The sequence below is a fragment of the Bacteroides sp. 1_1_14 genome (assembly GCF_000162515.1).
Classification (GTDB): domain Bacteria; phylum Bacteroidota; class Bacteroidia; order Bacteroidales; family Bacteroidaceae; genus Bacteroides; species Bacteroides thetaiotaomicron.
Window position 1 is genome coordinate 140,399 of sequence record NZ_GG774707.1, and the last position, 2,169, is coordinate 142,567.

At 51.7% G+C, this 2,169-nt stretch carries 1 protein-coding gene and 1 pseudogene; both read left to right on the forward strand.

The window, feature by feature from the left end; genetic code table 11:
- Positions 1–1,683: pseudogene (locus HMPREF9007_RS09565) on the forward strand (hypothetical protein); the annotation flags it as partial.
- A gap of 12 nt (positions 1,684–1,695) precedes the next feature.
- A complete protein-coding gene (locus HMPREF9007_RS09560) occupies positions 1,696–2,001 on the forward strand; it encodes a hypothetical protein (protein WP_008762191.1) in 306 nt (101 codons plus the stop codon).
- Positions 2,002–2,169: the final 168 nt, after the last annotated feature.

Genomic DNA, 2,169 nt, shown 5'->3' on the forward strand with positions numbered 1-2,169 from the left:
TTCGGAACTTCCCTTCCTGCCCCCGGTGACGAATGTGTGCTGATGGGTAATACGGAAAACCCGTTGCGCCAGAACCTGATCCTGATATCCGCCACCGAGGACGGGCAGCCCCGCATGGACGTGATGGACGGCGTGAAGGCGAAAAACTTCACCGGCTGCCTTCGTGCCCGCCTGGGTAACCTGGACGGCATCAGCGACGACTGGTTCCCGGCCGACAACCAGCCGCACGGCAACGGCCTTTACAGCGACAACGCCTATCTGCGCGGGACATTCCTTTTGGTGACAGGCGAGGATATCAAGACAAAATTCGAGATCGTCGAGGGACGTATCACCAGTGTGGTGACCGCTCTGCGCCAGGACTTCGCCACCGATCGCGGGTATCTGAATAACCCCGCCTTTGATGACGGCCTTATGAAATGGAACACGGAAAACGAGACGGTGTTCTTCCTTGTGGGTAACCGCTGGGTCTGGGCGAACGGCAATGTGCTGACGAAGAAGGGTGACGGCGCGAGCGTGACCGAGGATGACGGCCGTAAGGTCGTGCGTATCCGGGGTAAGTACATTCTCCAGAAACGTGAGAACCTGAAAAGCATCCCCTCCATGCCTGAAAACGGCAGCGGGGAGAAGGAAGCCGTCCCGGTGTACCTGACCTTCTTTTACCGTTGTGCGGTCGGTGGAACCCTGCGGGTGGAGTTCGTGGGTGTTGACAAGACGGGGTTCGCCAACTTCAACAGCATGGAAGTGGAAGAGGAACTGCCCGCGACTGACGGCTACGTGCAATATACCTGTAGCGGTCTTTGGAACGGTACGGGAGACTTCAAGCTGTCTTTCACCGGGGACATCTACCTGTACATGCTCATACTCTCTACCGACCGCGTGGAATCGCTGGCGCACCGTTATAAAACACTTTTCGAGCAGTCGGAGCGTCTGGTGAAGATTTCGGCGGCTGTCTTTGATAAGGACGAGAATATGTTGGAAGAGACAGGTCTGATGGTTACTTCCAAATATTCCGGGTTATATGCCATTGACGGCGACGGAAATTTAAAATCCCTTGTTGGTGTCGGCGGTGACGGTATAAAAATCAAAGGCGACTGCATTACCCTTGAGGGGCTTGTTACGGCTAACAATAATTTTAAAATTTTGCAAGATGGTAGTATTGAGACGCGCAATGCAAAAATATACGGGACCGTTCATGCCCAAGATGGCAAGATCGGCGGTTTTACGATAGAGTCCGGCCGTTTGTTCTGGAAAGCGGGTGATTATTTCGGCAACGATTCCCGCAGTTTGAAACTCGGAGTGTCCCAGACCGATATGGATGGGGTTGTGGATGTCGCTTTCAATGCCGCCACTCAGGGGCGGTTCGGAGTGAAGGTTGTCGGTTCCAATACGGGCGGTGCCGCCATTTATGCTTCCAGCAAATCATCCGGACAAAGTTACCCGGTAAGTGCCAATTCTTATGCCGGCTTTTTTGACGGGGGCGTACATGTGAACGGTGCGGTATATTGTGGCGACATCCTTTCGAACAATTATGGTACGGAATGGACTTTGGGCAGTGACGGGACCTATACTTACCGGAAGGGTGTTTCCGGGACTTTCAGATGGTCTGTGAAGAATGATTTTCTAACTAATAATTATACCCTTGAAGTTGTCAATGGTATTGTTGTCAAAATGTCGGGTATTTAATATCATGTAATTATGAAGGTAAATTTTAATGCGGATTTTAAGGATTTTAATGGTGAACCCCTGCTGGTTGATGGCAACCCGCAGGTAATCGGTCATATCGTGGCCCAGTGCCTTTTCAACGGGACGGGTATTCGTCCGAGTGGCAATATGCAGACAGACAACGGTAAGAAGATGCGTGCGTATCACCTTTGTATGCGGATAATGGACACTGGCGGTGAGATTGAAATCACATCGGAAGATGCCGTGTTGATAAAGGAGGCTGTTTCCGGACTGACTCCCGGCTGTTACTCGCAGGTTGTACAACTGATAGAAAGATAAGGAGGATAATTTATGGCACTGACAGAATCTGAAAAGAATGAATTGAAGAAGGACATCCTGAACTCCATCAAGTCTGAGAGCCAGAGTGTCGATGAACTGGCCGAGGTCACCTCGCTGGACAATATCAAGAGCCTTCCTGCGATGCGCGGCCAGGAGGTCGTGCTTGCG

Coding starts and splice junctions, on each gene's coding strand:
- HMPREF9007_RS09560 (WP_008762191.1), top strand. CDS start 1,696: ATGAAGGTAAATTTTAATGCGGATTTTAAGGATTTTAATGGTGAACCC.